1 protein-coding gene is annotated in these 236 nt (G+C 49.6%); it reads right to left on the reverse strand.

Features of this window, described 5'->3' with window-relative positions; genetic code table 11:
- Nucleotides 1-236: fimbria/pilus outer membrane usher protein (locus Q1A40_RS23075; protein ID WP_300006110.1), on the reverse strand; the 236-nt coding region annotated here is incomplete at both ends.

Below are 236 nucleotides of genomic sequence, written 5' to 3' on the forward strand. Positions count from 1 at the left end.
ATTATTAAATTCATTAAACGTATAAAAATTCTTTGTGGAGTAGCGCAGGGCGGTTAAATCAAAGGTGGTGCCCGTGGCGAGCATGCTTTTCGAGTAACGCAGCCGGTAGGAGTTTCCCGTATTGTTTTTCGCGTTCAGGCTGGCAATGGCCGAGGTCACATCCGCGGAAAAGGCCCCGAATGCCCCCAGCGACAAGCCGCTGCCGATATTTACTGACTGGTAGTCATTGGAAATGA

The organism is uncultured Cedecea sp. (assembly GCF_947498825.1).
Lineage (GTDB): Bacteria > Pseudomonadota > Gammaproteobacteria > Enterobacterales > Enterobacteriaceae > JGM124.